This window comes from Vibrio sp. H11 (genome assembly GCF_004804295.1).
Taxonomy (GTDB): domain Bacteria; phylum Pseudomonadota; class Gammaproteobacteria; order Enterobacterales; family Vibrionaceae; genus Vibrio; species Vibrio ostreae.
Genome location: NZ_SSHN01000004.1, coordinates 204102 through 229142 on the forward strand (window position 1 = coordinate 204102; position 25041 = coordinate 229142).

General features: G+C 49.8%; 26 protein-coding genes and 1 tRNA gene. 5 read left to right on the plus strand and 22 right to left on the minus strand.

Going from position 1 to position 25041, the window contains the following annotated elements; all coding sequences use genetic code 11:
- Positions 1–242: 242 nt before the first annotated feature.
- The 3 genes from E6C74_RS07975 to E6C74_RS07985 all read right to left on the minus strand — a co-directional run bounded on the left by E6C74_RS07975 (position 243) and on the right by E6C74_RS07985 (position 3577).
- Positions 243–330: transfer RNA gene (locus E6C74_RS07975), tRNA-Ser, on the minus strand.
- Positions 331–466: 136 nt separating this feature from the next.
- Positions 467–916, minus strand: coding sequence for an L-alanine exporter AlaE (locus E6C74_RS07980; protein WP_136484175.1), 450 nt, complete (start codon positions 914–916; stop codon positions 467–469).
- 237 nt (positions 917–1153) lie between these two features.
- Positions 1154–3577: a hybrid sensor histidine kinase/response regulator gene (locus E6C74_RS07985; RefSeq protein ID WP_206208393.1), complete on the minus strand. Its 2424-nt coding sequence runs from the start codon at positions 3575–3577 to the stop codon at positions 1154–1156.
- A 215-nt stretch (positions 3578–3792) separates the two neighbouring features.
- Here E6C74_RS07985 and E6C74_RS07990 point away from each other — a divergent pair, with 215 nt between their 5' ends.
- The gene (locus tag E6C74_RS07990) at positions 3793–4362 is read left to right on the plus strand and encodes a UPF0149 family protein (RefSeq protein ID WP_136484176.1); all 570 of its coding nucleotides are present in this window, start codon (positions 3793–3795) and stop codon (positions 4360–4362) included.
- Between the two features lie 165 nt (positions 4363–4527).
- On the opposite strand, the gene nadA is transcribed toward E6C74_RS07990, so the two are convergent.
- The 17 genes from nadA to cysS form a co-directional block, all read right to left on the minus strand.
- A complete protein-coding gene (nadA, locus tag E6C74_RS07995; RefSeq protein ID WP_136484177.1) occupies positions 4528–5589 on the minus strand; it encodes a quinolinate synthase NadA in 1062 nt (353 codons plus the stop codon).
- A gap of 168 nt (positions 5590–5757) precedes the next feature.
- On the minus strand, positions 5758–6534 hold the full coding sequence (ybgF, locus tag E6C74_RS08000) for a tol-pal system protein YbgF (protein WP_136484397.1): 777 nt from the start codon (positions 6532–6534) through the stop codon (positions 5758–5760).
- An 18-nt stretch (positions 6535–6552) separates the two neighbouring features.
- Complete coding sequence (pal, locus tag E6C74_RS08005; protein WP_136484178.1) at positions 6553–7092, minus strand: peptidoglycan-associated lipoprotein Pal; 540 nt, start codon at positions 7090–7092, stop codon at positions 6553–6555.
- A gap of 31 nt (positions 7093–7123) precedes the next feature.
- Positions 7124–8476, minus strand: a complete 1353-nt coding sequence (gene tolB / locus E6C74_RS08010) for a Tol-Pal system beta propeller repeat protein TolB (RefSeq protein WP_136484179.1) — start codon at positions 8474–8476, stop codon at positions 7124–7126.
- Between the two features lie 12 nt (positions 8477–8488).
- The gene (gene tolA, locus E6C74_RS08015) at positions 8489–9589 is read right to left on the minus strand and encodes a cell envelope integrity protein TolA (RefSeq protein ID WP_136484180.1); all 1101 of its coding nucleotides are present in this window, start codon (positions 9587–9589) and stop codon (positions 8489–8491) included.
- A gap of 14 nt (positions 9590–9603) precedes the next feature.
- Positions 9604–10047: a protein TolR gene (tolR, locus tag E6C74_RS08020; RefSeq protein ID WP_136484181.1), complete on the minus strand. Its 444-nt coding sequence runs from the start codon at positions 10045–10047 to the stop codon at positions 9604–9606.
- 3 nt (positions 10048–10050) lie between these two features.
- Complete coding sequence (gene tolQ, locus E6C74_RS08025; protein WP_136484182.1) at positions 10051–10734, minus strand: protein TolQ; 684 nt, start codon at positions 10732–10734, stop codon at positions 10051–10053.
- A complete protein-coding gene (gene ybgC / locus E6C74_RS08030; RefSeq protein WP_136484183.1) occupies positions 10724–11131 on the minus strand; it encodes a tol-pal system-associated acyl-CoA thioesterase in 408 nt (135 codons plus the stop codon). Before ybgC ends, tolQ begins: the two co-directional genes overlap by 11 nt.
- A 191-nt stretch (positions 11132–11322) precedes the next feature.
- Positions 11323–11625: a cyd operon protein YbgE gene (gene ybgE, locus E6C74_RS08035; protein ID WP_136484184.1), complete on the minus strand. Its 303-nt coding sequence runs from the start codon at positions 11623–11625 to the stop codon at positions 11323–11325.
- Complete coding sequence (gene cydX / locus E6C74_RS08040) at positions 11618–11725, minus strand: cytochrome bd-I oxidase subunit CydX (protein WP_000270284.1); 108 nt, start codon at positions 11723–11725, stop codon at positions 11618–11620. Before cydX ends, ybgE begins: the two co-directional genes overlap by 8 nt.
- A gap of 12 nt (positions 11726–11737) precedes the next feature.
- Positions 11738–12874 (minus strand): cytochrome d ubiquinol oxidase subunit II, encoded by a 1137-nt coding sequence (cydB, locus tag E6C74_RS08045; protein WP_136484185.1) that lies wholly within the window; start codon positions 12872–12874, stop codon positions 11738–11740.
- A 17-nt stretch (positions 12875–12891) separates the two neighbouring features.
- Complete coding sequence (gene cydA / locus E6C74_RS08050) at positions 12892–14478, minus strand: cytochrome ubiquinol oxidase subunit I (protein WP_168796985.1); 1587 nt, start codon at positions 14476–14478, stop codon at positions 12892–12894.
- Positions 14479–14938: 460 nt separating this feature from the next.
- Entirely contained in the window at positions 14939–15943 is a 1005-nt protein-coding gene (gene ruvB / locus E6C74_RS08055; protein WP_136484187.1) for a Holliday junction branch migration DNA helicase RuvB, read from the minus strand.
- A gap of 118 nt (positions 15944–16061) precedes the next feature.
- Positions 16062–16679: a Holliday junction branch migration protein RuvA gene (ruvA, locus tag E6C74_RS08060; protein WP_136484188.1), complete on the minus strand. Its 618-nt coding sequence runs from the start codon at positions 16677–16679 to the stop codon at positions 16062–16064.
- Positions 16680–16806: 127 nt separating this feature from the next.
- Complete coding sequence (gene ruvC, locus E6C74_RS08065; RefSeq protein ID WP_136484189.1) at positions 16807–17328, minus strand: crossover junction endodeoxyribonuclease RuvC; 522 nt, start codon at positions 17326–17328, stop codon at positions 16807–16809.
- A 14-nt stretch (positions 17329–17342) separates the two neighbouring features.
- Positions 17343–18092 (minus strand): YebC/PmpR family DNA-binding transcriptional regulator, encoded by a 750-nt coding sequence (locus tag E6C74_RS08070; RefSeq protein WP_136484190.1) that lies wholly within the window; start codon positions 18090–18092, stop codon positions 17343–17345.
- A gap of 352 nt (positions 18093–18444) precedes the next feature.
- Complete coding sequence (cysS, locus tag E6C74_RS08075) at positions 18445–19827, minus strand: cysteine--tRNA ligase (protein WP_136484191.1); 1383 nt, start codon at positions 19825–19827, stop codon at positions 18445–18447.
- A 145-nt stretch (positions 19828–19972) separates the two neighbouring features.
- Between cysS and E6C74_RS08080 the strand changes: the two genes are divergently transcribed.
- From E6C74_RS08080 to E6C74_RS08095, 4 genes are all read left to right on the plus strand, one after another.
- Positions 19973–20467 (plus strand): peptidylprolyl isomerase, encoded by a 495-nt coding sequence (locus E6C74_RS08080; protein WP_136484192.1) that lies wholly within the window; start codon positions 19973–19975, stop codon positions 20465–20467.
- 42 nt (positions 20468–20509) lie between these two features.
- Positions 20510–21247, plus strand: coding sequence for a UDP-2,3-diacylglucosamine diphosphatase (gene lpxH / locus E6C74_RS08085; RefSeq protein ID WP_136484193.1), 738 nt, complete (start codon positions 20510–20512; stop codon positions 21245–21247).
- A 154-nt stretch (positions 21248–21401) separates the two neighbouring features.
- Positions 21402–22619 carry an EAL and HDOD domain-containing protein gene (locus E6C74_RS08090; RefSeq protein ID WP_136484194.1) on the plus strand — a complete coding sequence of 406 codons (1218 nt, stop codon included), beginning with the start codon at positions 21402–21404 and terminating at the stop codon, positions 22617–22619.
- Positions 22620–22713: 94 nt separating this feature from the next.
- Positions 22714–23181 (plus strand): YchJ family protein, encoded by a 468-nt coding sequence (locus E6C74_RS08095; protein WP_136484195.1) that lies wholly within the window; start codon positions 22714–22716, stop codon positions 23179–23181.
- Between the two features lie 79 nt (positions 23182–23260).
- Here E6C74_RS08095 and E6C74_RS08100 read toward each other — a convergent pair whose 3' ends face one another.
- Entirely contained in the window at positions 23261–23977 is a 717-nt protein-coding gene (locus tag E6C74_RS08100; RefSeq protein ID WP_168796986.1) for a DUF2057 family protein, read from the minus strand.
- Positions 23978–24040: 63 nt separating this feature from the next.
- Positions 24041–24988 carry a porin gene (locus E6C74_RS08105; protein WP_136484197.1) on the minus strand — a complete coding sequence of 316 codons (948 nt, stop codon included), beginning with the start codon at positions 24986–24988 and terminating at the stop codon, positions 24041–24043.
- Positions 24989–25041 lie beyond the last annotated feature (53 nt).

The window sequence follows — 25041 nt, forward strand, 5'->3', positions numbered from 1 at the left end:
AATGATATCCACAAAGAATTAAAAAAGGCTCAAAAGTGTTGACTTGCTTCACTTAATAGGCGGAGTTTAATGACAACTTAATCATTAAGTTTAAAACTAAAGATTTATAGATAAATAATTTATAAAAGAAAAAAACTATCTATGGTGAAATTTTCTACCGGTTCATCAGCGAAGTATGACAAGTCGATTTAGCAGGCGATAAAACGCAAAAAAGACGCCCTAGGACGTCTTTTTTTAGAATGTGGCGGTGAGTGAGAGATTCGAACTCTCGATACGTTGCCGTATACACACTTTCCAGGCGTGCTCCTTCAGCCACTCGGACAACTCACCGGTGCGTTAACCTCATCGGCTAACGAGGCGCTAATTTAATGATTATGCTGGGAATGGTCAAGTGCAAAACCAAAAAAAATCGCCCCTAGTGGTTTGTTTGTCTACTAATTGTCTGATTCGTGCAATTAAACGACGATTACACACTCTGATAGTAGCCAGGCACGCGAAACCAGCGGCGGCATAGATCGAGGAAATGGCCGTACAACACACCCATACCGCATGAAATGACCGCGTTACTCGCCACCGCCGTGATGATTTGGTCAGTCGATGCGCCCACTGTATAAAGAATCGCGGCATATACCGGGGACTGAAACAGCACGTAAGCCACCAGGTCCGCGATATTCTTCATAACGCTACCCTCAGACAGCCTTCTCCCCTGACGCAGGAAAAAGTCGCGAAACACACCATAGGGCCATGCAATCGCGATATTGACCGGAATGGATAAGGTGCGTGAAGCCAGGGATTGCTCAAAACTCATCCCGGAAACAAAAATTTCGATGATCATGCCGGCTACAAAGCAAAACACCACCATAGCGAAAGTGTCCGCCGCCGCGTGCCTGATACAAAAAGGACCACGTGCTTTCATTTACATCCTCAAATAAAACATAAAACTATAAAATTGCGACTTTTGTAAAACATATTACTGGATATTATTTTTATTCCAGTTTATGGCGCTATTAAATCACAACAATAATAGTTTTAGGTTCCGTTTTTAAATTCGAATGGTAAATAAACTACCAAAAAGAAAGCACGAAGTAGCATCTAACGCTGATTTTACAAGCGTTTAACAAGCAATCGTTTATCTAAATGCCGGTTATGTAATTTAATTACAAAAATCCGTCAGCAGTACGGTCAGAACGTCCAGTTCTTTGGCTGGAGGCAGGCGTTTCCGACACAGGTGAGAAAGCAAAGACTGTATACTCTGCGACAGAGAATGATTGTCAGGCAGTTCCAGCGACTGCTGCAAGTTGTGCAGTATGCTGACGGCTTCTTCGGTCGAACGGTTATCCAGCGCAATATAGAGCTGAACCAGCAGCTCTTCAGTGTTCCCAGAGAAGGTCGGTAAACTGGCACCAGAGCGGAACTGATACAGTTTGTTGGTGAATCGGTACAGCGCATCATCCAGCTCGTTCTCATCGATAGGCTTAGCGATAATGGCATCCGCACCGGCATTAAGCATCTGCTCACGGGTTTCACGAAACACATCAGCGGTGCAACCAAAGATGAGCACACCAGACTGTCGGACATTAAGACGCCGGATACCATCAATGGCGGAAATGCCATCTTTGACCGGCATATGGTTATCCATTAACACCAAATCGAAGCAGCGCTCCTGCACCGCTTTGATCGCCAGAGCGCCATTATCCACACAGGTGCAGTCGAAACCTTTATTCTTCATAAAGGCTTCGAGAATGATGCTGTTGGTGCGGTTGTCTTCAACGATCAGCACGCTCAACCCGGTGCAGTGAATATGGCGTGAGGGCTTATCTGCCGCGACTTGAGGCTCTGCCTTATCCACGGCGACCCGGACGATAAAATTACTGCCGATGCCGATTTCGCTGATAACGCTGACGCTGCCTCCCAACACCTCGGCGATTTGTTTAACGATGGCCAGCCCAAGTCCGGTGCCGCCAAAGCGCCGGGTGGTGGAAGACTCTTCCTGTTCAAACGGCTTGAAGATTTTGTCCTGCGCCTCTTTGGCAATCCCGATCCCAGTGTCACGAATTTGCATACTCAGATAGAGCTGTTCATGTTGCTGCTCTTCAGTAAACGTCACTTCAACCAGGCCGCGATGGGTAAATTTCACGGCATTGTTGAGGAGGTTAAACAGAATCTGGCGCAGGCGGGCTTTATCCGAGTAATACCAGCGATTGTCTTCTATATGGTTATAGACTTTGAACTGTAGCCCTTTTTCGTTACACAGGGTCGAATAAACACTGGTGATACTGCCTATGATCGATTCCAGTGAAAAGGCGCTGTAATCGAGCTCGAGGCGCCCCTGCTCGATTTTTGAGAAATCCAGAATTTCGTTCAGCAGCGTCATCATGTGCTCGCCTGATTCATACAAGCTTTTCATTTGCTGGCGCTGGCGAGGTTGCAGATCGCCTTTTAGCAGGATCTGTGCGGTGCCCAGTACTCCGTTCATTGGCGTACGGATTTCATGAGAGAGCGTGGCGAGAAAGGCACTTTTCGCCTGCGTTGAAGCCTGGGCCTTGATTCGCTCTGCCTCGAGATACACGGTTTTCTGGTTAAATGTATCGATCAGATAGCGAATCTCGTCCTGACTGTTGTAGTTCACCTCTATGATTCCCCCCTCGCGGGATTCATCGACCTGGCGCGCAATCACCACCACCGGGTTAATCAGGTAGCGATTGATCAGGTAATAGCCCAGCATGACGCACAACAACAACAACGGGATCAGCCCCTGCTCTACCCGGGTGACCAGTTCAAACACTTGATCCTTAATTAATCTATCGGCATTGACCACATCGAGATGCCAATCATATTCACTGAATGGGTAGTGGGTGATATAAGCATCTTCACGTAAGCGAAAATTATGCTCGGTGATAATCGAGCCCATCGCATCGCGCAGCCTGACTCCCAGACCATACTCTTCTGTCTGCGCTTTGATGAAATCCGTAAAGCCTTCCAGGGAAATATCAACCGTTGCGACTCCGGCAGATTCGCCCTGTACGTAATAAGGCATGGAAGCGGTGATCATCGGCACCTGGGTGTAAGAGTCGACATAGACTGGTGACCAAACAACCTTGCCGGGACGTTTATCGACTGCGGACAAATACCAGTCTTCCCCGCTATAACCGCCAGCGGCGGGGTTATTCCAGGAAATGAGCTGATCGACCTGGCCGTCCGCCGCTTTGTTAAAAAACAGGCTGGCAAATTCCTTATTGGTAGAAACAGTGCCCGCTTTTGGCCAGATTCCACCGCTAATCACAACCCCGTCCAGCACTTCAAACAGAGAGCGCAGCATACGTCCCTGCTCACTTTGATCCCGCCCGCTCTGGCCAATACTGACAATACTCTGCAGTACACCGAGCGAGCTCTCGAGTGGCTGGCGAATCTCCGTCGCCAGCATCTGGGTTCGTAAATCAAAATTTTGTTGCGCCTGTTGGCGCAACGGCGCTTCCACAACCCAATACGTTACCGAGCCGGCGGTGACCAGAAAGAGAAACAGGTACACCGCCAGCGCTATCATACTTTTGCGTTTGAGTGAGGAGTGAATTTGCATAACTGTTTGAATTATTTCCGTTTGAGGCTGGCATCCTGCAACCAGTATAGTGAAAAACTGCCTCAGTTATACCAGGCTGGATCTGAATTCGTGACTAAAGCAGTGCTTACTTGTCCTGCCGTTCGTCGCCGCAAGGCCAAACTCACTCGCGTTAAGCGGTGGTTTAAGGTTAATATGGGCGCTTTATTTCCACCAGATAAGCATGGAACTCTATTTTGACCCTAAACGACATTCTTTCCTTACCTGAACTTGAAGGCCGCCTGCTGGGCGAAGCGAAAACCCGTGGTTTTGTCACCGCAATGGCCTCCGCGCCGAATATTCTGCCACCGGAAGAGTGGTTGCCATTTTTGTGGGGCGGCGAAGAGGTCGCACCGTTCAAAGATGCTGAACTGATGGAAAGCTATTTTCAAACTATCATCGATATGTGGAATCTGTATCGCGCGGCACTGCTGGAAGGCAGCTGGGCCTGGCCGGAAGGCTGTGAGCTGGACGAAGCTGAGATTGTAAATCAGGCTGCACGTGATTTGTGTGAAGGCGTTCTGCAAGGCTGGCAATTAACCCGTGACGACTGGGAAGTGCTGATGCCACAAGAGAGCCAGGACAACGCGCTGCTGGGTGGTGTCCTGCTGTCACTGAGCATGCTGTTCGATCCGGAAACCTCGCTGGCGACCTTGTCTGAGCAAGGTCTGGAAGGTCTCGACCAATTCGAAGAAATTTACCACGCCATTCCGGTCATGCTGTGCGGCCTGACCCAGCGTGGCGTGGCGCTGGCAGAACAAATGTAAGCTCCGGCCTAGCAGGCTATTTTGCGTTTTTGCTTTAAGACTGCGCATCATAGAAAAAGCCCGCTTCAACAAAAGCGGGCTTTATAATGTTTGCTGTCTAGATAATGTTTGCTGTCTGGCAGTCAGATGCCGCGCCAGATTGTGTCACGGCGATAACAAATCAAGTCAGGCGTTGCCTTTGACTTGCATGTTGAGCTGCTCAGCAAAATCGAGCATGCGGTTCAGCGGGATCAGCGATTTCACTCGCAGCGCTTCATCAACAAAGATTTCGTGCTCTTCGCCGCCATCACGCAGTGCTTTCTCAATCGCTTTCAGGCCGTTCATCGCCATCCAGGGGCAATGCGCACAGCTGCGGCACGTCGCGCCGGCACCGGCGGTTGGGGCTTCAATCAGCTCTTTTTCCGGCACCATTTGCTGCATCTTGAAGAAGATGCCTTTATCGGTAGCAACGATCATTTTTTGCTGTGGCAGTGATTTAGCCGCCTTGATCAACTGGCTGGTTGAACCAACCGCGTCCGCCAGTTCGACCACACTGGATGGTGATTCAGGGTGAACCAGAATTGCCGCATCCGGATAGAGCGCTTTCATTTTTTTCAGCGCGTCAGCGGAGAACTCATCGTGCACCACGCACTCACCCTGCCACAACAGCATGTCAGCACCGGTTTTATCAGCGATGTAAGAACCCAGGTGACGATCCGGGCCCCAGATAATTTTTTTATCTTCGCCATCAAGATGCTCAACGATTTCCAGGGCGATGCTCGAGGTAACAACCCAGTCCGCACGCGCTTTCACTGCGGCTGAGGTGTTGGCATAAACCACAACGGTATGGTCAGGGTGCGCATCACAGAACTCGGTAAACTTGTCCGCCGGGCAACCCAGATCCAGTGAACACTCGGCATCAAGCGTCGGCATCAGGATCCGTTTTTCCGGAGTCAGGATTTTTGCCGACTCACCCATAAAACGCACACCGGCAATAATCAGTGTGCTGGCCGGGTGGCGGTTACCGAACTTAGCCATTTCCAGAGAATCACCGACGAAGCCGCCAGTCTCTTCCGCCAGAGCCTGAATTTCAGGGTCCGTGTAATAGTGGGCAATCAGCACAGCGTCTTTTTCTTGCAGCAGCTGTTTGATGCTCGCGATATAGGTCTGTTTTTCTTGATCTGTTAACGGGATCGGTTTTGGTGGGAACGGGTAAACCGTATCAATTTTATCCAGTATATGACTCATTGCTCTGCTCTACGCAACTTCCTTTAATCCGCGCATTGTACACTGTAACCTCAGCGATAGGCAAAAGTGATTCCGGCCTGGGTTGGCAATTCAGGCAATCAATAATTCACAATATTCAGATAACAAAAAGGCCGCATACGCGGCCTTCGCAGAATCAACAAATCAGCATCACTTAAGATTTTCTTTGGCCAGGCTGGCCGAAGCGCTGTCGGGATATTCATCCACAACTTGCTGGTAATATTTGTTTGCCTGCTCTGCATTATTATTACGTTTGGCGATATCGCCTAGCTTCACCATCGCATCCGCACGTTTGTTTGAGTCTTTGTAGGCTAGCACAGCGCCAAAGCTCTTCGCGGCGTCGGTGTCTTGCTTCTTGGCAAAGTAAAGTTGTCCCAGCCAATAGTGCGTATTAGGCGCAAATGAGGAGTCAGGGTAGTCGCTCTGAAATTTTTTAAACGCGGCAATTGCGCCAGCATAATCACGCTTTTTCAAAATCAAATCGACGGCGTTCTGATAAGCGGCCTGTTCATCCGCATCGCTGCTGAACGTACCATCCACAAGTTCCTGTTGCGCGCTGTTAGCGGCGGCAGCAGGCGCTGGTCGGGATTTGATTTCACTACGAACTTTGTCGAGCTCAACAAACAGTTCACGCTGGCGCTGTTGCATCTGCTGCATATCGTAGTTATTACGTTCGATTTGACCGCGTAAATTGTTCATTTCCAGGGACATATCGTCCAATTGCTTTTGCATTTGCAACTGAACACGATTGCGGTTATCCAGCAGACGCTCTAACCGTTGCACATCGCTTTCGGACGAAGCCGAACGAGTGGAGGAAAGTTGGCTACTGTTACTAAGGTCCGATACTGGAGCTGGTGCAGCGAACGAAGCGCTCGCTGCACTTGCCAGTAACGTAAGCGTGAATACGCGCTTTAAGTTACTGAACATGAGGTTCATCCTCGATTATTAGTACACTAGAACTGCACGGCGGTTCTTAGAGTATACTTCTTCGCTCTGGCCAAGAAGTAGTGGCTTCTCTTCACCGTAGCTTACGATAGAGATTTGCTCAGCCTGAACACCCAGCGCCTGCAGGTATTTAGATACGGCTTGTGCACGACGCTCGCCCAGTGCGATGTTGTACTCTGGCGTACCACGTTCATCAGCGTGACCTTCGATAGTCACCTTCATGCCTGGGTTTTTGCTCAGGTATGCTGCGTGTGCAGCCAGCATGTCTTCGTAATCGCTCGCGATAGTTGCGTTGTCGAATGCGAAGTAAATAGTTTGAGTTTCACGCAGAGCCTGTTCTTTCAGCTCTTGCTCAGAAAGTTGTGCATTCTCATCCATTGGCGAAACAACCGTGGTGTCCATGTTGTTTGCTGAACCTGATGTAGTTTGGTTGGTTTCAGAACCAGCGGCGCCTGTTGCTTCGTCGCTTGAACTACATGCAGTCACTGCTAGAACAGGTAGCGCAATCAGTAGCCCTTTAAGAACTTTGTTAAGTTGCATCTTATTTTCCTTACTATGTAATAGTTAGTTGCTATAAAAACGGAGACCAAGCAGGAGCTCTTACGCGCCCGTTTGTTGCCGGTAATCTAGCTTTAAATCGTCCATCTATTGAAACCATCGACAATACGTTTGTTTTGTTATAGATAGAACTGTAAACGACCATGCCACCATTCGGTGCAATGCTTGGCGATTCATCCAACAGCGTCTTGGTCAGAATTTGTACCGAACCGGTCTCAAGATCTTGTTTTGCCAAATTGAAACCGGAATTGCTGCGATTCACCATAACCAGGAATCGACCATCCGGTGTAATTTGACCACCCAAGTTTTGACTACCTTGCCAAGTCAGACGTTTTGTCGAACCATCAGCCAAATTTACTTGATAAATCTGTGGTTTACCACCCCGATCCGAAGTAAATATCAATGACTGACCATTCGGATTCCAAAATGGTTCGGTATTGTTCGAACGACCATGCGTGACCTGAGTCAGCTTACGGGTCGCCAGATCCAGAGTATACACTTGCAGGGTTCCGGTTTTCGACAACACCAATGCCATGGTTTTACCATCCGGTGAGAATTTTGGTGCACCATTGTGACGTGGGTATGAAGTCAGTTTCTCACGCTTACCGGTATAGATGTTCATCATGAAGATTTCGGCCTGGCCGTTCTGGAAACTCACGTACGCCAGAGTCTTGCCGTCCGGTGACCAGGAAGGTGACATCAGCGGCTGTTTAGAACGCAGTACCAGGCGTTCGTTGTAGCCGTCGTAGTCTGCCACACGCAGCTGGTACGGGTAGTCATCCTTATCGTTGACAACCACGTAAGCAATACGGGTCAGAAACGCTCCACGCTCTCCGGTTAGCTCTTCGTAGACCAGATCAGAGATGCGGTGTGCGTATTCACGCATGCGCTGCGCCGGAACCGTCGCGACCTTGTTCAGCAGAACATGATCTTTAGACTCCACCAGGTTACCGTCTGCGCTTAAAGCGCGGCTCTGACCTTGGGTCAGCTGGCCACGCACCACATCGACCAGCTGGTAGCGAATCACATAGTTACCTTCCGCATTTTGGCTGATGCTGCCGGTCAGCAGTGCGTCCACACCCAGACCACTCCAGGCATCAAATTTTACATCGCTCTCGGTGTATGGGGTTTGCGGCATTTTGTTGGTCGGAATCGGACTGAACTTACCACTGCGCTGTAAGTCAGAGGCAATCACACCCGAGACATCCTGAGGTAATCGATTGGCGCCTTCCCATTTGAACGGGACAATCGCGATTGGACGTGCTGAGTTGATACCATCGGTGATCACCAGCTCCAGTGCCGCATTGGCAAATTGTACGCTGCTCGTGACCACGAGCAGGCATCCTAATATTAGTCGCTTAAACACAAGCTTTTCCTTTTACTCTGGTACTACAGTTAAGTTAATGTTTTTCAGCTTTTCGATGATGTCAGCTTCATCTTTCTTCGGTAGCGGGAAAGTCCCTACCTGAGCGACAGCACGCTTGGTTGCAGAGCACAACCGGCTATCGCCATCCAGAATTTTGAGTTCACCCACAATCGCGCCGGTCCCGGTCGGAATCAGACGCAGATTCACCTTACACTGCTTGCCCTTAAAGCTATCTTCCAACAACAAGTTCTGCTGGATAAGTTGAGTGTAGATGGCTCCCCAACGCTGTGCTTCACTGGTCACGTATTGTGAGCGAGCTGCAGAGTTACTTTGTGCTTCAGATTCCAGGCCGGAGAAAATATCATTCAAAGCCGCTTCCTGCTCTTTACGCTCACGTTCGGCACGCGCCGCCCGCTCTTTCTCCAGACGAGCCTTTTCAGCCGCTTCTTTCGCGGCTTTCTCTTTCGCTAATCGTTCCTGCTCAGCTTTGGCGGCAGCAGCTTCACGCTCACGACGCGCTTTTTCTTCCGCTTCTTTTGCGGCTTTCTCACGCGCGATGCGCTCTTGTTCTGCTTTCGCTTCAGCGGCGGCTTTTGCTTCAGCAGCGGCTTTCGCTTTAGCGGCACGCTCTGCTTCGGCTTTGGCCGCAGCTTGTTCTTTGGCTTTGCGATCAGCTTCTGCTTTTGCAGCACGTTCCTGCTCAGCTCGGGCTTTTTCGGCCGCTGCTTTGCGTTCCTGTTCTTTCTGCTGGCGCTCTTTTTCAGCCTCACGGGCCGCTTTCGCTTCGTTGGCTTGCTGCTCTTTCAACTGGCGAATTCGTTCTTCTTCCGCTTTGCGGCTTTTTTCCAGTTGTTCGCTTTCACGGCGCAATTTGTCCAGGCGCTCCTGCTCCTGTTTTGCTGCCGCTTCACGCTGGTTGCGGATCTGCTGCGCCTGCTGTTTGACCAGATTTGGGTCAATCACCACAGCTTCAACCATGTTGCCACTCGGCTCAGGTTTGGACATATTAAAATCAGTGCCCCACAGCAGCGCCGCGACTAATGCCGCATGTAATGCAACCGAAACAACCAGCGGTTTCTTGAAATCGTTGTTTTTCGATTTGTTCTCTTTCATGGGCAGTCTGTGGCCTATTCCTTGATATCCGTCAGCAAGCCCACTTTCGGGATACCTGCCTGACTCAATTCATCCAGCACCAGGACCACATCCGCGTACGGCGTCGCCCGATCACCACCGACCGCAACCGGTGAATTCGGATTGATGGAGCGTTCCGCCTTGATGCGCACAATGACATCTTGCAGCGACAAACCACGTTGCACATCTTCATCGTTCACGCTCAGGCCAAGATTGCCGTCTTTATCAATTTCAACAATGATAAAGCTGGCATCGCTGTCACCAGCGAGTTCCGAGGCCGGCTTGGCGGTGGAAGTTTTTGGCAGTTCAACGTCGACACCCTGGGTAATAAAAGGCGATGTGACCATAAAAATGATTAACAGTACCAACATCACATCGATATAGGGCACGACGTTAATCTCAGCCGTCATCTTCCGTTTTTTCGGTTGATAACCTGCCATCGCTTATTCCTTACCTGCCATCGCCTGACGGTGCAAGATGCTGTGAAACTCTTCCGAGAACGTGGCGTAACCGTGTTCCAGTTTGCCGACTTTGTTACTCAGGCGGTTGTAGGCCATCACCGCGGGAATCGCAGCAAACAGTCCCATTGCCGTCGCGATCAACGCCTCAGCAATACCCGGTGCGACCATCGCCAGCGTCGCCTGCTTCACTTCGCCCAGTGCGATAAACGCATGCATGATGCCCCATACAGTACCGAACAGGCCGATATACGGGCTGATCGAGCCAACCGTCGCCAGAAACGGCAAGCTGGTTTCCAGTTCGTCCACTTCACGCGCAACGGCAACACGCATCGCGCGGCCGGTGCCTTCCATAACATAATCAGGGTGAGCTGCGTTGGTTTTACGCAGGCGGGCAAATTCGGTGAAACCTGAATAGAAAATCTCTTCGGTTCCGAACAGTTCATCACGACGCTTTTTGACATCCTGGTACAGTACCGACAAATCACTGCCAGACCAGAATTTATCTTCAAATGCTTCCGCGCTGCGGGTAGCCTGTGCAAGCACCTTACTGCGTTTGATGATCATGGCCCATGACACAATCGACATTCCCAAAAGGATAAGCATCACCACTTTCACCAGGAAACTGGCCTGCAAAAATAGGTCGAGGATTGAAATATCAGCAGTCACTATGGGTTAACTCCAAAATAATTGATTGAGGCATCGCCTTGGGTTTCATCTTCTCATTGTCGATACATGCTACCTTAACTATTGCTTTACACAATAGTTGCCCTTCAGGATTGACCAGCTCTTGACAGAAGGTCAGAGAGGCCTTTTTTAAGTCAGCAATTGAGGTTACGACGGTCAGTTGATCGTCAAGACGTGCGCCTTGCTTAAAGTCGATCTCAGCATGTCGGACAACAAAACCTACCCTTTGTTCCAGCAAAACCTGCTGTGACACGCCGATGGCGCGCAGCATTTCGGTTCGGGCACGTTCAAAAAATTTGAGGTAATTGGAATGGTACACCACGCCGCCGGCGTCGGTATCTTCATAATAAATGGTAATGGGCCAGTGAAATACTTGCATAATGGGCGTATACCGAGTCACTCGATGTTTGATCAATAGGTTACTATAACGCATCTGATCGCGGTTAGTACAAGGGCCTGAACCAGATTTAGCGGCTCAGGACTAAAATTTCACGGACAATTGCTAAAAAAATAAGCGCTGACTCAGAGAGAAAGCGCTTATTCAGATAAATCATCAACAATATGCCTGTATCAGCTGAGACGTAAACCCAGCAGATACAGCAAAATCGGCAGTGAAATGTAAGGGCTGAACACTAACTGCCAAATCCAGCTGCGCGGTTTAAAGCCAACACCGAACACCATGCTGGAGCACACGGCCCATATCAGCAACGGGGCGACAAAAGCGTTAAAACCACCAATACTGCTGCTGTACGCCGCCGGATCCCACATCACCATAGCAACGTGATAGAAACCCAGTACCAGGGACAAAACCTTAATTAACGTCTTGTCCACCGGGGCGTGCAGATTGGCCAGTTGTGTCGACCAGTTACTCACTGTCTTTGTCCATCATCTCTGAATGCTCTAACCAAAGAGCGTTGATGATGCCGAACGCGCAGGCAAGCAATACACCCAGAATCCACGCAAAATACCACATAAATCAGGCTCCTTAGTACAGTGAGTTTTTGTTTTCTTCGATGAATTTGTCATCCAGGCGACCGAACATCTTGTAGTAACACCAAGTGGTGTAACCCAAAATGATAGGTACCATGACAAACGCAACACCAGTCATCAGGTTCAGCGTCATCTCACTTGAAGTCGCATCCCACATGGTCAGGCTATGGCTTGGCTCCAGGCTGGAAGGCATCACAAACGGGAACATCGCCAGGCCGGCCGTGAAGATCACGCCAGCGTTACCCAGGCTGGACGCCAGGAATGCAAGGCCGCCTTTCTCAACTCGGGAAGCAATCACCGCCAGCAGCGGCATCACTACGCCCAGCACCGGAGCCGCCCACAGCAGTGGGTACTGCTCAAAGTTATGCATCCAGGCACCAGCTTCCCGCACCACTTCTTTGCTGAGTGGATTCGACGGGCCAGCCGTATCGATCACGCTGGTGATCACATAGCCTTCAATGCCCTGCACCCAGAAACCGGCCGCAACAAACAGAATCACCGTCAGCAGGCCCATCGCCTGTGCCACGTTGCGGGCACGGACATGCACGGCGTCAGTGGTTTTCATCTGCAGCCAGGTCGCGCCCTGCATCAGGATCATCGCCAGGCTGACCAGACCACACAACAGTGCAAACGGATTCAGCAAGCCAAAGAATGAACCATGGTACGACGGCATAGAGAACTCATTGAGCTGGAACGGTACGCCTTGCAGCAAGTTACCAAAGGCCACACCAAAAATGATTGGCGGTACAAAGCCACTGATCGAGATACAGATATCCCACACCTGACGCCATTTCGCGTCTTCCAGTTTAGAACGGTAGTCCAGACCAATCGGGCGCAGCCAAAGCGCAGCCAGAGTCACGATCATCGCCAGGTAAAAACCTGAGAATGACGTCGCATATACCAGCGGCCATGCAGCAAACAGCGCACCACCGGCGGTGATAAGCCATACCTGGTTGCCGTCCCAGTGCGGTGCGATTGAGTTGATCATCACACGGCGTTCATTGTCGTTTTTACCGATCACAGGGAGCAGTGCGCCGACACCCATGTCAAAACCATCGGTAATGGCGAAGCCAACCAGTAACACACCAATCAGCACCCACCAGATAAATCGTAGGATTTCGTAATCAAACATAATCTTATCTCCCTGCCTTACGCTTCGACTTGACGGCTAACTTTGTCTTCGACACTGTTACCAGCCTGCTCGAAGTGGTAGCGACCTGTTTTCAGGCTGCTTGGACCTTTACGCGCAAATTTCACCATCAGGTACACTTCTGCAATCAGGAACACAGTGTACAGTGCCACAATCGCAATCAGTGATGTCCACAGCTCTGCTGCACTTAATGCAGAAGCAGCAACATGAACCGGCAAAATTTCACCCACCGCCCAAGGCTGGCGACCAAACTCAGCCACAAACCAACCCGTCTCGATTGCGATCCATGGTAGTGGAATACTGAATAGCGCCGCTTTGAGGACCCAGCTCTTCTGTGTGATCTTCTGACGACAGGTCTGTACGAACGCAGCGCCAAACACCAACAGCATAATAAATCCACAGGCAACCATGATACGGAATGACCAGAATAGCGGCCATACTGTAGGAATAGAGTCGTCAGCAGCAGCCTGGATTTGCTCTTCTGAAGCATCGGTCACCTTGTCGGTGTAACGTTTCAGCAGCAGACCGTAGCCCAGATCTTCTTTCACTTCATCGAATGCCGCGACGTTTTCTGGTGTTTTATTACCAGCGCGCAGTTGCTCAAGCAGTTCGTAAGCGTACATACCGTTACGAATACGATCGACGTGCTCTTCACGCAGGTCACGCAGTCCCGTCACCGGTGTATCAATAGAGCGTGTGGCAATAATCCCCATCAGGTAAGGAATTTTGATTGCATAATCAGTGTGCATATCTTCCTGATTCGGCAAACCAAACAGGGTAAATGCCGCCGGAGCTGGCTCGGTGTGCCATTCGGCTTCAATCGCAGCCAGTTTCACTTTCTGAACTTCACCGACTTCGTATCCGGATTCATCACCCAGTACGATAACCGACAGCACTGAAGCCATACCGAATGACGCGGCAATAGCAAATGAACGACGGGCGAAGGCAATGTCACGGCCTTTCAACAGGTAGTATGCGCTGATGCCTAAAATGAACATAGCACCTGTTGTGTAGCCAGCTGCAACGGTGTGAACGAATTTAACCTGGGCAACCGGGTTAAACACCACTTCCGCAAAGCTGACCATTTCCATACGCATGGTTTCAAAGTTGAAGTTCGCACCCACCGGGTTTTGCATCCAGCCGTTGGCGATAAGGATCCACAGCGCAGAGAAGTTAGAGCCGAGAGCCACCAGCCAGGTTACTGCTAAGTGCTGGCGTTTTGACAGGCGATCCCAACCAAAGAAGAATAAACCAACAAATGTCGATTCCAGGAAGAACGCAACCAGGGCTTCGATCGCCAAAGGAGCACCGAAGATGTCGCCTACATAGTGAGAATAGTATGACCAGTTAGTACCAAACTGGAACTCCATGGTCAGACCGGTGGCCACACCCAGAGCAAAGTTAATACCGAACAGCTTACCCCAGAACTTGGTCATGTCCTTGTAGATTTGCTTATCAGTCATTACATACAAAGACTCCATGATGGCAAGCAGGAATGCCATGCCTAGAGTCAGTGGAACGAACAAGAAGTGATACATCGCGGTCATTGCGAACTGCAATCGCGACAGATCAACTACGTCAATCATGGTAACTCCTTTGTGTCGGCTGAGTGACACTTTCGACATAAAGCAACCATAACTTACCTGGTTAATAACAAATCACATTTGTTAGTTATGCCACGTAAGTTGTTGCAATTATGTACCATTGTGGTTAGTTAATTGTTTAAGCATCAGCTAATATAGCTGCGGTGATATTACTGCCAAAAACCTCTTGTTTCAAAAGGTTTATAGGAAGAAAGCGCCTTGATACTAATCAATTTTTGCCTTCCAAAACTGTACAGAAATCACACAAAATGATGCAGATCAATGAAAGGCAAAATATCTTGTTAGGAATAGGTAAAATACGCCCTTGGTTCCACGAATCTGAAAACAAAGGGTTAACAACTACCCCCAAATAACTAACCCCTACTCATTAAGGGAAAATACCAAAATGTGATCTAGATCCACACATTGACGTTCTTAGTCTTTAGTAAACTTAATTGTAACCTTATTTTTCCAAGCCGAAATGCAGGTAAGCACGGTCTGTCGCAATCCGTCCGCGCGGCGTACGCTGCAGATAACCCTGCTGGATCAAAAACGGCTCCAACACATCTTCAATGGTATCTTTTTCTTCACCGATGGCCGCTGCCAGGTTATCCAGCCCGACCGGTCCACCGCTGAACTTTTCCATGATCGCCAAAAGCAGTTTACGGTCCATATAGTCAAAGCCCTGATGGTCTACATCCAGCATATTCAACGCTTTATCGGCGATGTCGGCACTAATGTGACCATCACTTTTCACTTCCGCGTAATCTCGCACCCGGCGCAGCAAACGGTTAGCAATTCGCGGCGTACCACGCGCACGGCGTGCTACCTCAAGCGCGCCTTCGGCGTCCATGGATAAACCCAGGCAATCGGCACTGCGCTGCACAATGTGCTGCAAATCTTCGATCTTGTAGTACTCAAGGCGCTGGACAATACCAAAGCGGTCACGCAGCGGTGAGGTCAGCGAACCGGCTCGCGTGGTGGCGCCGATCAAGGTAAACGGCGGCAAATCAATTTTAATCGAACGTGCCGCGGGTCCCTCACCGATCATAATATCCAGTTGATAGTCTTCCATCGCCGGATACAACACTTCTTCCACCATCGGGCTAAGACGATGAATCTCGTCGATGAACAGCACATCGTTCTCTTCCAGGTTGGTGAGCAGCGCTGCCAGATCACCGGCCTTTTCCAGCACCGGGCCGGATGTGGTGCGAATATTGACTTCCATCTCGTTGGCGACAATGTTGGCCAGCGTGGTCTTCCCCAGTCCGGGAGGACCAAATATCAGCAAATGGTCGAGCGCTTCACTACGACGCTGCGCAGCCTGGATAAAAATATCCATCTGATCACGCACGTGATCCTGACCTCGGTAGTCAGCCAGTTTCTTAGGGCGAATCGCGCGGTCGATAACTTCTTCATCTTTAAATGAAGGGTTGCTCGGAGCAATTAGGCGATCGGCTTCAATCATTACAGAGTTCCTGTCGGCACACAGATGATGACTTTGACCATCATCTCAGTAAAAGTTAACAGACGTCGAAACAGAAAGCGGCCCTTCCAGCCGCTTTCTGTTTCACTCAGTCTTCTGGCTACACCATAGATTTTAGTGCTTCTCTGATCAGCTGTTCACTGCTCATCTCTGGTTTCGCTACCTGAGAGACCGCCTTCGAGGCTTGTGCCGGTTTGTAACCCAACGCCAACAGCGCGCTCACCGCTTCTTCCTCGGCGCTCTGGTCTGCAATACCAGACACAGAATCTAACGGTGCGGCATCGGTTGCCGGAGTAAACAGGTCACCCGCGCCCCATCCTTTAAGGCGATCTTTCATTTCGACCACCAAACGTTCGGCGGTCTTTTTACCTACGCCAGGCAGTTTGACCAAGGTTGAAATATCTTCCCGTTCAACACAGGCGACAAACTGACTGGCTGTCATGCCAGACAGGATCGCCAGCCCCATTTTCGGGCCGACGCCATTCGCTTTTATCACTTCACGAAACAGTGCTCGTTCATTGACAGTATTGAATCCATACAGAAGTTGTGCATCTTCCCGAACGACAAAATGGGTATAAATCACGACCTCGGTTCCAACATTGTCGAGCTCGTAAAAGCAGCTCATTGGCATTTGAACTTCATAACCGATGCCACCGACATCAATCAATACTTGAGGAGGTTGTTTTTCTATCAGGGTGCCACGAAGACGTCCAATCACAGGGAAAATCCTTGGTTTTTTATCAGTACGAATGGCAACGATGATAATCAATAACTGGATGGATAGCCAGTGAAAGATAGGTAACCGGCGCTGGGGACGCCGGCTTTATCAAGGCTGGAAACGAGAGTTAACGGTATCGGCCGCGTCGGGCACTGGTCGCATGTCCGGCCAGTGCCACCAGGGTTTTATTGGTGTTGGCATGACAAATTGCCACCCCAAGCGCATCCGCGGCATCGGCCTGCGGCTTAGCCGGCAACTTGAGCATCTGCTGCACCATGTGCTGGACCTGCGCTTTGTCGGCGCCACCAGTTCCCACCACCGCCTGTTTAATCAGACGGGCTGCGTATTCAAACACCGGCAATTCGGCATTCACGGCAGCCACAATCGCACTGCCGCGCGCCTGGCCGAGTTTGAGCGCTGAATCGGCGTTCTTGGCCATAAACACCTGTTCAATGGCAAATACATCCGGCTGAAACTGAGTGATGATCTCGCTTACGCCAGCATAAATCTGCTTGAGGCGCAGCGGCAGCTCTTTTTCCGACATTCGAATACAACCACTGCCGAGATAGTGCAGATGCCGTCCTTGCTGACGAATCACACCGTAACCCGTGATGCGTGAACCCGGGTCAATGCCCAGAATAATCGACATATTGTCTTCCTGTCCTAAAGCGAGAGCGTTGCGGCAATCTCATCAGAGATATCACCGTTATGATAGACTTCCTGCACGTCATCGAGATCTTCCAGCGCATCAATAAGGCGCAGCAATTTAGGGGCTGTGTCCTCATCGAGTTCAGATTTGGTTGCAGGAACCAGGGTCACTTCAGCGTTGTCGGCGGCAAAACCGGCCTCATCCAGTGCGTCTTTCACCGCGCCAAACTCGTCCGGTGTGGTGTACACATCAATCGCACCGTCTGCTGCGGTGTCGATGTCTTCTGCACCGCTCTCCAGTGCCACTTCCATCACCTCATCTTCTTCCAGTCCAGGCAGATAAGAGATGACGCCTTTTTTGTCGAACAGGTAATTAACACTACCGTCGGTACCCAGGTTACCGCCCGCTTTGGAGAAGGCATGACGAACACCGGACACGGTGCGGTTGCGGTTGTCGGTCAGACACTCGACCATTACCGCCGTGCCGCCCGGACCATAACCTTCATAAATGACGGTTTCCATACCTTCATCACCTTCACCGCCAGCGCCACGCGCGACCGCTCGGTTGATAGTGTCACGGGTCATGTTGTTGGAGAGCGCTTTGTCTATCGCTGCACGCAAGCGCGGGTTATTTTCGACCTCTGCACCGCCCTCTTTGGCTGATACCACAATTTCGCGGATCAGCTTAGTGAAAATTTTACCGCGTTTGGCGTCTTGCGCCGCTTTGCGATGTCGGATGTTTGCCCACTTACTGTGACCTGCCATAGGATTTCCTTACTGCTTGGTGTCATGACTGGTGACGTTTGTGCGTGCTCGCAATCGTTGTCACAATGTTGTTGGTTGAGAGTTGTACGGATAAGCGCCATTGCATTGCACTGCCCCGCACAAGCTTGAAGACTTTACCGGCTGCAACCAGAGAGCCCGGTAAATACGATGATTGATGACTGAATCGTTATGATAATCACTGTATCGTTTTAGTGATAGCGGAAGCGTTCTAATGATAACCAATCGGCTGACTGTAATTCACCCGGCACTATTCACCTGGAACTATTCACCTGGAACTATTCGCCCGGAACTAAAAGCAAAAGTGGGCGATAACGCCCACTTTATACAGCTGTTACTTACGACGCCAGGTCGTACCGTCCGGACCATCTTCAAGGACGATGCCCAGCTCGTTGAGTTTATCTCGTGCCATATCCGCGTTCGCCCAATCTTTGGCAGCGCGCGAATCGTTACGCAACTTGATCAGAGCTTCAATTTCAGCCACTTCATCATCACTGCCTGCATCACCCTGCAGGAAGGCTTCAGGATCCTGATACAGAATGCCGATAACATCAGCCAGTTCACGCATCAGTGCACCCAGAGCGCTGGCTTTATCCATATCTTCGGTTTTAAGGCGGTTAACTTCACGCGCCATATCAAACAGCACTGAGTACGCTTCCGGAGTATTGAAATCATCGTTCATAGCGCTGGTAAAGCGGCTGAGGTATTCCTCACCACCGGCCGCCGCAACCGTCATGTCCAGACCACGCAGCGCGGTGTACAGGCGTTCCAGTGAAGCACGAGACTGATTCAGGTTCTCTTCACTGTAGTTGAGCTGGCTGCGGTAGTGACCGGACATCAGGAAGTAACGTACCGTTTCAGCATCGTAATGTTTCAGAACATCACGGATGGTGAAGAAGTTGCCCAGTGATTTAGACATCTTCTCACGGTCCACCATTACCATGCCGCTGTGCATCCAGGTATTAACATACTGAGTGCCGTGCGCGCAGCAAGACTGGGCGATTTCGTTCTCATGGTGCGGGAACTGCAGATCAGAACCGCCGCCGTGGATATCAAAGTGATTACCCAGAATCGACGAGTTCATCGCTGAACATTCGATATGCCATCCCGGACGACCCGGGCCCCAAGGCGATTCCCAGGTTGGCTCACCCGGTTTGGACATTTTCCACAGTACGAAATCCAGCGGGCTGCGCTTCGCGGTTTCGATGTCCACACGGGCACCAGCTTGCAGCTGATCCAGATCCTGCTTTGATAGCTTGCCGTACTGATCAAACTTATTGACTTCAAACATCACGTCGCCGTTGTCGGCAACATAAGCGAAACCACGTTCAATCAAACGTTCAACCAGAGCAATGATCTCTTCGATGTAAGCCGTTGCGCGCGGCTCAACATCCGGGCGTTTGATGTTCAGTGCATCAAAGTCTGCGTACATTTCCTCGATCAGGCGCTCTGTGAGCGAATCACAGGATTCCTGATTTTCCGCCGCACGCTTGATGATTTTGTCGTCGATGTCGGTAATGTTACGCACGAAGGTCAGGTCGTAACCCAGGTAACGCAGGTAACGGGACACCACGTCGAATGAGACGAAGGTACGGCCGTGCCCGATATGACAGAGATCGTATATTGTGACTCCACACACGTACATGCCAACTTTACCGGCAGTGATGGGTTTGAATTCCTCTTTCTGTCTCGTGAGTGTGTTATAAATCTTCAACATGATCGCTATCTAATTACCGTTAAAACCAAAATAGTGCCACAGTATAACAACTCTGTTATCGTCTGGTCATCCATTTGATGTTTTGAATGGACAAAAAGTTAGGCTAAAATCGCCTATTCACACAAAACAAGCAAAGGTAATGCACATGATCACCCTTCACACAAACTTTGGTGACATTAAAATTCAACTGAACGAGGAAAAAGCGCCGGAAACCAGCGCAAACTTTCTGCAATACTGCCGTGACGGTTTCTACGACAACACTCTGTTCCACCGTGTTATCGATGGCTTTATGGTTCAGGGCGGCGGCATGACGTCTGGTCTGCGTGAAAAGCCAACTCGTGCACCGATTCGCAACGAAGCGAATAACGGCCTGAGCAACAAAGTTGGTACGCTGGCAATGGCGCGTACCATGGAACCGCACTCTGCAAGTTCTCAGTTCTTCATCAACGTAAACAACAACACTTTCCTGGATTTCCGCTCAGAAAGCCTGGATGGTTGGGGTTACTGTGTATTTGGTGAAGTGGTTGAAGGCATGGACGTGGTTAACCAAATCAAAGGTGTAAGCACCGGTTCTTACGGCATGCACCAGGACGTACCACTGGATGAAGTGGTCATTACTGGCACCACCATCGAAGAATAATCGACACAGGAGCGCCGCCCGCGGCGCTCCGAATCAAACTCTATGCATACTTTATTTATTTCAGATCTCCACCTGACCCCCCATCGCCCGGACATTACCGGTTGTTTCATTCAGTTTATGCGTAACGAAGCCGTCAATGCCGATGCGCTTTACGTGCTGGGAGACCTGTTTGATTTTTGGATTGGTGATGATGACCCGACCGACTTTGCCAACCAAATCAGGCAGGAATTCAAACGTCTGACTCAACATGGCGTACCCTGTTATTTTATCCACGGTAATCGTGATTTTTTGGTCGGCCGTCGCTTCGCCAGACAAACAGGCGTCACCTTACTTGACGAAGAAGCCACCATCGATCTTTATGGTACCAAAGCCGTTATTCTGCATGGCGACACGTTATGTACTCACGATGTGCGCTATTTGGCATTTCGGGAAAAAGTCCATCAGCCCTGGCTACAGTGGCTGTTTAACCGCTTACCTTATTGGGTTAAAAAGCGTATTGTGGCGAAAATTCAGACAGACATCCGCAGTGATAAAAGTCAGAAAGCGATGGAGATTATGGATGTGACCCCAGACGAGGTTATCCGCGTGATGGAGCGCCATCAGGTAAACCTGATGATTCATGGTCATACTCACCGTCCGGCCATTCATCAGTTAAGTGATGACCCGCAAAAAACCAGGATCGTTTTAGGCGACTGGTACACACAGGGCTCAGTATTGGTCTATTCTGACAGTGGTTATTCACTGGAAAATCGGTTATTCACTCAGCAATCGTCGCCCTAATCGCCAGCGCCTCAACATCGTTTCTGGCCTCAATCGTTTCTGAAGTTTGTCGCCGCTGGCACGATTTTATTGCAGTAGTAACACGTTATTATATTCTGCCTGGATTAAGTTCAACCTAGTTTCGACAACGTCAATTTTTGGGGTAAATGCTGCCTTGGCCAATTCATATATCGCACGTCAGCCTATTCTTGATAGCAACCGAAAAACCATTGGTTACGAACTGCTGTTTCGTGATGGGCCTAAGAATACGTTTCCGGAGATCGATCCGGATTTAGCCACCAGCCGACTGCTGTCAGATCACTTTCTTTCCACCCATTACAGTACCCTGGGTAAGCATCTCGGCTTTGTTAATTTTCCTTATCAAAGCCTGATCAACTTAGTGCCGACGCTGTTCCCAACCAATAGCCTGGTGGTCGAAGTGCTGGAAGATTGCCCTCCGACTCCTGAGCTTTTAGAAGCGGTGCGCAAGATGGCACGCATGGGCTACAAAATCGCCTTGGATGATTTTGTCCCAAGTGTTGAGTGGAAGCCCTTTCTGCCCTACGTTTCTATCATCAAGTTCGATATCCGGATTGTTCCGATCGAAAAGGCCAGACAGTTTATCTATAAACTGCGTGAGTCCAAGATTGTATTTCTGGCGGAAAAAGTTGAAACTTATCAGGAATTTGAGCAAGCAAAAGCGGCAGGATTCAGCTATTTCCAAGGCTACTTTTTCAGTAAGCCCGAGGTGGTACAGCGCAAAGCATTAGAACCGGCTTTCTGGACCATGGTTCAGTTGTGTAAAGAAGTCGCCAGCGAGGAAATTGACTACAAGAAGCTTGAGTCGTTGATCGTTCAAGACGTCACCCTGTCTTACAAACTGCTTGCTCTGGTGAACTCCTCATCCGTGGTCAGCTCTAAAATTCAGTCTTTTAAACAGGCACTGGTTTATCTGGGTGAAGAGCGACTACGCAAGTTTGTCTCACTGGTGGCTATCGCATCCACTCAATCAGACAAACCGGATTACCTGTATGGCTTGTCCATTCAGCGCGCTCGTTACTGCGAGCAGCTCTACGCCACGCTTAACAAGAATGGCGAAACCGGTAACGCTTTTCTGACCGGAATGTTCTCCCTACTCGACAGCCTGCTGGATCAAACCCTCGAGTCAATCGTCAGCGAGATCCCGCTCGAAGCTCAAGTCAAAGAGGCGCTATTGGAAGAGAAAGGCGTGTTAGGAACGATACTGGCACTAACCAAAGCGTATGAACAGGCACAATGGCAGAAGGTGTCGGAACTTGCCAGCCAACTCGGCATCGCCGATGCAGAACTGAGTGCCTGTTACGACGATGCCGTAAAATGGACTGCGGACTTGCTCAATATCAGTCCAGAATAACCCCTACGACTGATGACCAAACACCAATTCTCGACATGCGCACAGGTAGCTCATACACTGTGCGTCATTATTTTGTTACGTCAGAGAGTAGAACATGACTCAATGTTACTGCGGCAGTCACAGCAGTTACGCTGATTGTTGCCAGCCGATCCATCAGGATCACCGTCAGGCAAACACACCGGAGCAGTTAATGCGCTCCCGTTACAGCGCCCATGTCCTCGGCCTGGTCGATTTTGTTGTCGCCACTTACCACCCAAGTTGTGAAGCCGAGTCCGAACGTGAGGCAATCGCCCAGTCGATTGATAGTGACTGGCAGAAGCTGGAAGTGATCGGCGCCAGTCCGGGTAGCCATGCGGACGAGGGATTTGTTCACTTCAAAGCCTATTTTAGCGATGACAGCCAAAGCTATTGCCTGGAGGAGCGTTCGCGCTTTATCCGTGAAAACGGCCTGTGGTTTTATATCGACGGCGAATTTCCGCAACAAAAGCCAAACGTAAAAGCAGGCCGTAATGATCCTTGCCCGTGTGGCAGCGGTAAAAAATTCAAAAAGTGCTGCGGCTAACCTCAGACGATAATAAAGACTGCACCAGAACAACAAAGGGCCGGATAATCCGGCCCTTTGTCTATCAATCTTATCAGTATTATTCCTGATCGATCATCCACTTACGGAATGCTTTACGCTCTTCTTTAGATGCCTGCAGGTAAAGTCGCTGCAGGCCGCCCAGCACACTACCTTGTGGTGCAGGCTGCGTATCTACGATCTGGGTGCTTACTGCCGCTGTAGGACGCGCAGAAGCCGCTTGCGGAGCGGTCGCCATGTTGGCCGCTGGATTCGCGATGGTGACGTAAGTCAGGCCTACGGCCGCTTTACCACCTTTTTTGTTGTAGCTCTCGACTTCATCACTGAAGTTTTGGCCAAATACAAAACCGGACACTTCAACTTCATCGGTGACCAGTTTGATATCTTTGTTGGTCTGAGCATCAACCAGACCCCAGTTATAATCATTGATGTCACGCTCAGCTTCTTTAGCATCACGGTATTCAGGCACACGGAAAGTCAGCTCTTGATCCGTGGCTTCGAATTTCATAATAATTAATTTACTGTATACACGTTCTGCTTTATCACGCTGAACAAAATTATGTGAATAACGGAATGCGACTTGGTTTAAACCATCCGGTAGTTCAATACTGCGCACCGAATCAAATGCACTGCCGCTTAATTTTGGTTTTTCCAGGTTCACCACTTGTAAGTCTATTTCTTCCGGAACATTGACTTTCACCGCTGCTTGAGCGGTGGCTGACAACATCAAACTTACTACGAATGCACTACCTATATTTTTCAAAGAAGAAATAGCCACTTTTTTGTCTCCTACTAAAAAGCCCAGCTTTGCTGGGCTTTATATTAACAGTAACCGGTTGAATTACCAGTATACGCGAGCACCTAGTGCTAGCTTGTTAGAATCGTCTGAACCTTCTTCTGAGTGGAAGTTGTACTCAGCGTAAGTACGAGCCCAAGAAGCGAAGATGTATTCTACACCCAGTACAACGTTCTGAGTTTCATCAACGTTCTCGTCGAAGTCCCAGTACTGGTACTGACCGTATACAGAAGTTTTCTCAGCAACTTCGAACTTAGCACCCAGGTGGAAGCTGTTTGACTCAGAGTCGTTCGCTGAATCGTTGTTGTCATCCAGTTTGTTGTACGCGTAAGTCAGACCGATAACGCCTTTACCGATTGCGTATTCAGCAGTCGCTTCTGCGTAGGTAGATTCACGATCCAGAGTACCTACTTGGTTGTCCATGAATGCACCACCAACGTGTACAGACAGGTCGCCGAATGCAGTACCTACGTACGCTTCACCCATTTCTGCGTTCGTATTGTTTTCTGGCAGGTTGTACATAGCTTTTACCCAGAACTGATCAGTAGACAGTTGGTAAGCCATTGCGCTTGATTGCCAGAAAGTGTCATCACCTGAGAAGTCGTTCGCGTATGGTGACATATCGTATTGGTACGGGTAGATCGCACCGTAGATGTCATCGTAGAATGGTAGGTGTTGACCGAAAGTGATCGTGCCGTATGCATCAGATGCAAAACCGATGTAGTGTTGACGAAGCTCTGCGTCGTCTACGTATACTTCAGCTTTACCCAGAACAGCCAGGTCGTCGTTTGCTTGGTAGCTTACGTTTAGACCCCAACGAGAAGAACTCTTGTCGATTTTCGCGTCATCTTCGCCATCTACGTCTGAGAACTCAACGTATTGACGTAGTTGACCGTAGAAATCTACAGTTGCGTCGTCAGTTTTGTATACTTCAGCTGCATTCGCTGAACCGGCTGCTGCCATAACAGCAAGCGCTAGTAGCGTCTTTTTCATATTAATCCACTGCCTTTTCTTAGATGGGAAGTCCGTTTCGATTCCCTATTGTT

Bases quoted from the DNA above. Each gene is read 5' to 3' on its own strand.
- ybgF (WP_136484397.1), bottom strand. From the start codon at position 6,534: ATGTTCAGTAACTTAAAGCGCGTATTCACGCTTACGTTACTGGCAAGT.
- E6C74_RS08095 (WP_136484195.1), top strand. From the start codon at position 22,714: ATGACTCAATGTTACTGCGGCAGTCACAGCAGTTACGCTGATTGTTGC.
- E6C74_RS07980 (WP_136484175.1), bottom strand. From the start codon at position 916: ATGAAAGCACGTGGTCCTTTTTGTATCAGGCACGCGGCGGCGGACACT.
- lpxH (WP_136484193.1), top strand. From the start codon at position 20,510: ATGCATACTTTATTTATTTCAGATCTCCACCTGACCCCCCATCGCCCG.
- E6C74_RS08070 (WP_136484190.1), bottom strand. From the start codon at position 18,092: ATGGCAGGTCACAGTAAGTGGGCAAACATCCGACATCGCAAAGCGGCG.
- ruvC (WP_136484189.1), bottom strand. From the start codon at position 17,328: ATGTCGATTATTCTGGGCATTGACCCGGGTTCACGCATCACGGGTTAC.
- cydB (WP_136484185.1), bottom strand. From the start codon at position 12,874: ATGTTTGATTACGAAATCCTACGATTTATCTGGTGGGTGCTGATTGGT.
- cysS (WP_136484191.1), bottom strand. From the start codon at position 19,827: ATGTTGAAGATTTATAACACACTCACGAGACAGAAAGAGGAATTCAAA.
- nadA (WP_136484177.1), bottom strand. From the start codon at position 5,589: ATGAGTCATATACTGGATAAAATTGATACGGTTTACCCGTTCCCACCA.
- pal (WP_136484178.1), bottom strand. From the start codon at position 7,092: ATGCAACTTAACAAAGTTCTTAAAGGGCTACTGATTGCGCTACCTGTT.
- cydA (WP_168796985.1), bottom strand. From the start codon at position 14,478: ATGATTGACGTAGTTGATCTGTCGCGATTGCAGTTCGCAATGACCGCG.
- ruvB (WP_136484187.1), bottom strand. From the start codon at position 15,943: ATGATTGAAGCCGATCGCCTAATTGCTCCGAGCAACCCTTCATTTAAA.
- E6C74_RS08080 (WP_136484192.1), top strand. From the start codon at position 19,973: ATGATCACCCTTCACACAAACTTTGGTGACATTAAAATTCAACTGAAC.
- tolA (WP_136484180.1), bottom strand. From the start codon at position 9,589: ATGAAAGAGAACAAATCGAAAAACAACGATTTCAAGAAACCGCTGGTT.
- E6C74_RS08105 (WP_136484197.1), bottom strand. From the start codon at position 24,988: ATGAAAAAGACGCTACTAGCGCTTGCTGTTATGGCAGCAGCCGGTTCA.
- E6C74_RS07985 (WP_206208393.1), bottom strand. From the start codon at position 3,577: ATGCAAATTCACTCCTCACTCAAACGCAAAAGTATGATAGCGCTGGCG.
- cydX (WP_000270284.1), bottom strand. From the start codon at position 11,725: ATGTGGTATTTTGCGTGGATTCTGGGTGTATTGCTTGCCTGCGCGTTC.
- tolR (WP_136484181.1), bottom strand. From the start codon at position 10,047: ATGGCAGGTTATCAACCGAAAAAACGGAAGATGACGGCTGAGATTAAC.
- ybgC (WP_136484183.1), bottom strand. From the start codon at position 11,131: ATGCAAGTATTTCACTGGCCCATTACCATTTATTATGAAGATACCGAC.